This is a genomic window from Methylibium sp. T29 (assembly GCF_000576205.1).
In the GTDB taxonomy this organism is placed as follows: Bacteria; Pseudomonadota; Gammaproteobacteria; order Burkholderiales; family Burkholderiaceae_C; genus Methylibium; species Methylibium petroleiphilum.
This window is the reverse complement of the sequence record NZ_AZND01000225.1, coordinates 1-5,371: the sequence shown is the minus strand read 5'-3', so window position 1 is coordinate 5,371 and position 5,371 is coordinate 1. Positions and strand designations below refer to the sequence as shown.

The 5,371-nt window shown below is 71.5% G+C and carries 7 protein-coding genes; 2 read left to right on the top strand and 5 right to left on the bottom strand.

The window, feature by feature from the left end:
- Nucleotides 1-886 (bottom strand): MFS transporter (locus x551_RS18040; RefSeq protein WP_036249888.1); only part of this gene is annotated, 886 nt, incomplete at its 3' end.
- Nucleotides 887-888: 2 nt separating this feature from the next.
- Entirely contained in the window at nt 889-1,542 is a 654-nt protein-coding gene (locus tag x551_RS18035; protein ID WP_036235555.1) for a glutathione S-transferase family protein, read from the bottom strand.
- A 123-nt stretch (nt 1,543-1,665) separates the two neighbouring features.
- Here x551_RS18035 and x551_RS18030 point away from each other — a divergent pair, with 123 nt between their 5' ends.
- Nucleotides 1,666-1,974, top strand: a complete 309-nt coding sequence (locus x551_RS18030) for a hypothetical protein (protein WP_011828910.1) — start codon at nt 1,666-1,668, stop codon at nt 1,972-1,974.
- Nucleotides 1,975-1,986: 12 nt separating this feature from the next.
- Here x551_RS18030 and x551_RS18025 read toward each other — a convergent pair whose 3' ends face one another.
- Together x551_RS18025 and x551_RS18020 are read right to left on the bottom strand one after the other, a co-directional pair.
- Nucleotides 1,987-2,820: an aldo/keto reductase gene (locus x551_RS18025; protein ID WP_051495912.1), complete on the bottom strand. Its 834-nt coding sequence runs from the start codon at nt 2,818-2,820 to the stop codon at nt 1,987-1,989.
- Between the two features lie 166 nt (nt 2,821-2,986).
- A complete protein-coding gene (locus tag x551_RS18020) occupies nt 2,987-3,325 on the bottom strand; it encodes a hypothetical protein (protein ID WP_152543571.1) in 339 nt (112 codons plus the stop codon).
- Nucleotides 3,326-3,478: 153 nt separating this feature from the next.
- Here x551_RS18020 and x551_RS18015 point away from each other — a divergent pair, with 153 nt between their 5' ends.
- Nucleotides 3,479-3,772, top strand: coding sequence for a DUF1232 domain-containing protein (locus tag x551_RS18015; RefSeq protein WP_011828907.1), 294 nt, complete (start codon nt 3,479-3,481; stop codon nt 3,770-3,772).
- A 13-nt stretch (nt 3,773-3,785) separates the two neighbouring features.
- On the opposite strand, the gene x551_RS18010 is transcribed toward x551_RS18015, so the two are convergent.
- Complete coding sequence (locus x551_RS18010) at nt 3,786-5,258, bottom strand: M48 family metalloprotease (RefSeq protein ID WP_051495911.1); 1,473 nt, start codon at nt 5,256-5,258, stop codon at nt 3,786-3,788.
- Nucleotides 5,259-5,371: the final 113 nt, after the last annotated feature.

Here is a 5,371-nt window from a genome sequence, read left to right as displayed (position 1 = left end):
CCGCCGCGGCACCACACAGCGCGGACGCGGCCAGGGTCGGCAGGGCGCCGAACGCACGGCACAGCGCAGCGCCGGGCAGCATCGCCACGCCGAAGCCCACCCAGAACAGCGGCAGCAGCCATTCCAGCGCCGACGGCACAGTGAAACGCAGGTAGTGCGGCGCGGCATTGACGAACACCTGGGCCTGGTATGCCGCCGCCAGCAGCAGCACGCCGAGCATCCACGCCGCATGGCCGGCACCACCGACGTGCGGGATTTGCGTGGTCTCTGCCGGCAGCGGCGCCGATCGCCGCCGCGCCAGCGCGCGTTCGACCTGCACCAGGCCGGCGGTCGTGGCGAGCAGCGTGAGACTGGACAGGGCAAACGGGAGCCGCGGATCGACCCCCTTCAGCAGCACACCCAGGTAGGGCGCGACCGCACCGCCGGCCGCTAGGCCGAGCAGCGTCAGCGCGTTCAGCCACGGCAGCGCCGGGCGTGCAGCGTGGCGGCCGAGCAGCACCCAGGGCGGCGCGCGCAGCGCCGACGAGCTGAGCGTCCAGACCAGCGTCAGCGCGAGCATCCACCCTGACGCGGCGCTGCCCGAACGAGCCGCCAGTGGCAGCAGCAAAAAGGCGAGGCAGGACAGCGCCGTCGCGCCGACGATCCACGGGCCGATGCGCCCGAGCGTGCGCTGCACGCGGTCGGCGAAGACGCCGGTGGCGATGTCGGCCACCAGGAACGCCAGCTGGTCGAGCAGCAGGATCCACGGCGCCCAGGCCCTGGGCAGACCGGCGGTCTCCAGCAGCTGAGGCAGATAGATCGCGTAGACCGTCCAGGTGGTGACGAACAGGAACTGAACCCCCGCGATGTAGAGCGCGGCACCAGCCGAGACCGAGGGGCCGGTCATTGCTAGTCCCGGTCGGGCGCGCCCGGAGGAAAGAACGTGCGGTAGGGCCGCGCCTCGTCGACTGCACGCGCGAACGAGGGCCGTGCCAGCAGCCGCTGCCGGTAGGCTCGCAATTCGCGATGCCGGGCGCCGATCGGCTGCACCCAGTCGGCATAGAACAACGAGGGCGCCGCGGCGCAGTCGGCCAGGCCGAAGGCGTCGCCGGCTGCCCAGGTGCGCCCGGCCAACCGGCCGTCGAGCCAGGCATAGCTGGCGTCGAGCAGGCGCCTCGCTTCCGCCACGCCATAGGGATCTCGATGTTCGGCGGGGCGCAGCACGTCGAGCACGATCTTCTGCATCGGCGTCATGACGTAGTTGTCGAAGCAGCGATCCAGGCTGCGCACCGCGAGTGCGTCGCGCGCGTCCGTCGGCAGCAGACGCACCGGCCCGGGGTGGTACAGGTCCAGATGCTCGACGATGAGGCTGGCCTCGATCACGGTGCGATCGGCATCGACGAGCACCGGCATGCGCCGCAGCGGCCACAGCGCCGCGTGTTCGGCGAGCTGGGTTTTGTTGTCCGGGGAGAGCAGCCCCCACTCGAAGGGCGTGTCGTTCTCGTACAAGGCGATCAGGACCTTCTGGCAATAGGACGAGAACGGGTGGGCGTAGAGTTTCATCGGCTTCCAACGGCGGCTGCGCGGTTCGGATCGTAGGTCGGATTGCGTGGCCGCCGGGGCCTGGCAAGCACCGGCCGCGCAGTGCATGATCCGCCTGTCGACCCGACCGCAAGGAGGCCCGCTATGAGCACCACCACCCTGCCCGACGACGGCAACTTCTCCAAGCTGATCGACCAGCAGCTCGAACTCGCCGCGGCCCGCCTGCCGGCGCTCGACCCGGCCGTCGTGCACCCCTCGCCCGAGGATCACGAGGAGATCGCGGTCGCTCACCCCACGCTCGAGGATGTGCTGCTCGGCAACGCCGAAGCCACGCCCGAGATGCTGGAGGAGCTGGCCGCACTGGAGGCGGCGCCCGAACTCAGCGAGGAGGAACTGGCCCGCCAGGCACTGGCGCACGGCGGCGAGGACGGCGACGCCTCGACGCCCGGCTAGCGTCCGACGGGCCTAGCCGAACACGCGGTCGAACACGGCCGTCAGCGCGGCATGCTGGCGATCATCCGGCATCGGACCGCGCAGCGCCTCGAGGTTCTGCGCCATGTGATCCGGGTCGGTGGTGGCCGGGATCACGCAGCTCACCGCCGGGTGCGCCAGCTCCCACTTCAGCACCAGCGGCGCCCAGGCGCTGCAGCCCAGTTCGGCGGCGAACGTCGGCATCGGCTCGTTGCGCAGCCGGCGCGGCACGCTGCCGCCGTCGAACGGCCGGTTCAGCACCACGGCCATGCCGCGGGCGGCCGCCTGCCGTATCAGCGGCTCGGCGCGCCGGTCGGCGGGGTTGTAGGTGATCTGCAGTGTGTCGAGGTCGCGCTCGCTGTCGAGCAGCTCGCGCACCGTGTCGTGCTTGTTGCCGTGCGAGGTGGTCAGGCCAAGGTGGCGCACCCGGCCTTCGGCGCGCCAGCGACGCAGCGTCGGCAGGTGGGCCGGCCAGTTCAGCAGGTTGTGCACCTGCATCAGGTCGCAACGCGACAGCCCCCACAGGTCGAGCGAGCGCTGCATCTGCGTGGGGCCGTAGCTGCCGATCGGCGTCCACACCTTGGTGGCACTGAACAGTGCCGTCGGCTGCGGCAGCGTCGGAAGCAACGCACCCAGCACCGCCTCGGCGTGGCCGTACATCGGCGAGGAGTCGATCAGGCGCCCGCCACCGGCGAAGAAACGCGCCAGCACCTGGCTGCGCCGCGCCAGCGCCTCGGCATCGCCGGGCGACACGTCGAAGCTGAGCCAGGTGCCCATGCCCACCACCGGCACCCTCTCGCCGCTGCGGGCGATGGGTCGGGTGAGCACAGGAAGACCGGCTTGCGCCGCAGTGGCCGCGACGGGCGACAGCCCAGTCGCCACCAAGGCTCCCGCAGCAGCCCGGGCCAGCAAGCTCTGCGGTCCATCGTGCTGTGCCTCCGGGCTGGACGGTTCGCGGCGCCGAGGCCGTCGGGGGCCGGGAGCGGGCCGTCCGTCAGTCGCCGAGCGGCCGCGGGTCGGCGATCTCGCGCACTTCCACGTCGACGACGTCGCCGCGCGACGGCACGTCGGGGCGAGCCCCTGGCGAGCGCCGCGCCGCGGCGGCCGCACGAAAGCGATTCCAGTCGGCGCCAGGGTGACGGCCGAAGCGCACGGCCCGGGGCCGCTTGCCTTGCAGGAGCGCCCACACCACCAGCACCGCGCCGAGGGTCAGGCCGAGGACCACCACGCCGAGCATGAACACCAGGCCCGCGAGGGTCAGCGCCATTTTCAGCACCAGGGAAACGGCCCCACGCAGGCTGCGGTTCAGGGCTTCGATCCAGTCGTTCGTCATGGTCATCGGTGTCTGATGCGCGAGAGGCCCCAGGGTTCCCCGCGGGAGAATCGGTCGACATTCTGGCGGCGGCCCCTTGAGTTTCGGCGCCGCGGGCCGCAACTGCCAGCGTCGTCGCTCGCCGAGCGGCGCGGATGGCACGGAGGTCCTGCAATGTGGAAACGTCTGTCGGTGCTGTGGCTCGCAGTGCGCGGTGACGCGCGCCAGCTCTGGTACGCGCTGCGCCACCCGGCCGCGCCGCTGTGGTTGAAGGCGGGGACGGCGATGGTGGTGCTCTACCTGTTCTCGCCGCTGGACCTGATCCCCGACGTCGTGCCCTTCTTCGGCGTGGTCGATGACCTGGTGCTGGTGCCGCTGGCCATCCGTTTCATGCTCAAGCGCCTGCCCGCCGGGGTGCGCGAGCATGCCGAGCGGCGCGCCGCGGGGACGGTCGACGCGGCGGGCTGAAGCGCACCCCTACCTACTCCACCACCTTCACCAGCTGGCCGGCCTTGGGCTCGTCGGTCGCGCCGTAGAGGCCATTGATCAGGCGCAGCTGCTGCTCCGCGTTGCCGCCGAGCGGCGAGCGGCGGGCCAGCTCGGCGAAACCGCCCCGCGGATAGGCCACGGACTTCAGCACCCACGGCCGGGCCGCGCTGCGGTCCGCCGCGGTGAGAGCGCGGAACGAGCCTTCGGTCTCGCGCAGCTGCGGACGGGCGTTCTGCAGCGCGGTGGCGTTCTTGGCCGCATACAGCAGCGCATAGTTCTTGGCACCCGGACCGGTCACCAGCGTGGCCTCGACGTTCTGCGTCTGGCCCTGCTGGTTCTGGCGCGCACCGACGAAATGCGTGGCGCTCAGGCCGTTCAGCGACAGCGGCTCGGTGCGCCCCTGGGTCGGCTTGATGAGGTTGCGGATGATCTCTTCGTGGCTCTTGCCGGCCTTGTCCGGCACGGTCTGCATGATGAGCCCGGCGTCTCCAGTGGCGTTGACCACCGTCACGGCGTCCTGCGCGTTCTGGATCTTCCAGCCCTGCGGCGCGGTGAGCGCGATGCCCAGCGGCTCGTGATAGAAATTGCGCCCGCGCGTCACGCCCTGCTCGCGGCTGTCGCCGAACGGCAGGCCGTTGACGGCCTGCAGGTAGCGCGCGCGTCCGTCGTCGACGTAGCCGCTGCCCTTGTAGCCGGCGGCGATCTGCGTGATCTGCTGCAGGCGCTGCTCATTGCTCGGGTGCGAGGCCAGCCAGTCGCCGCCCTGACGCGGCGTGCGACCTTCGGCCTTGGCCTGGTCGGCGGCGAACTGCTCCTGGCGCTTGAGCACCCGGATCACGTCGACCATGTTCTGCGGGTCGTAGCGGTTGCGCGACAGGTACTCGGCGCCCAGTTGGTCGGCCTGCAGCTCCTGGTCTCGGCTGTACGACGCCACGTAGCCGGCGGCCACGCTCTGCGAGACCTGGCTCGCCACGTCGCCCACGCCCAGCACTGCGCCCAGCACGCTCGCCGCCAGCACGCCGATGCCGGCGGTCTGCTGGCGGGTGGCCCGCTGCGCGCCGTGGCGCGCCGTCACGTGGCCGATCTCGTGGCCGATCACGCCCGCCAGGTCGGCCTCGCTCTCCATGTAGACCATGATCCCGCGCGTCACATAGACGTAGCCGCCCGGCAGCGCGAAGGCGTTGATCTCGGGGCTGTCGAGCACCGTGAAGGTCCACTGCAGGTGGGCACGGTGCGACTGCTTCGCGAGACGCTGGCCCAGGTCGTCGACGTAGGCCTGGACCTTGGCGTCGCCGTAGACGCCGTACTCGGCCAGCACCTGCTGGTGGGCCTTCTTGCCCTCGGCGATCTCGGCCTCCTCGCTCATCACCGAGCGCTCCTCGCGGCCGGTGACAGGGTTCACCACGGTGGCGCACGAAGCCAGCAGGCCGGCAGCCAGCAGCAGGGGCAGGAAGTACTGTCGCATCGTCGAGAAGTCTCCGTCGGTAGCCAGGGGGCAACGGCGGGAGCGCCGGTCGCAGCGGACGCCATGTGCCACCGGCCGTCCCGCCGGCGACCGCGCCCCGCGGCCGCGCCGTC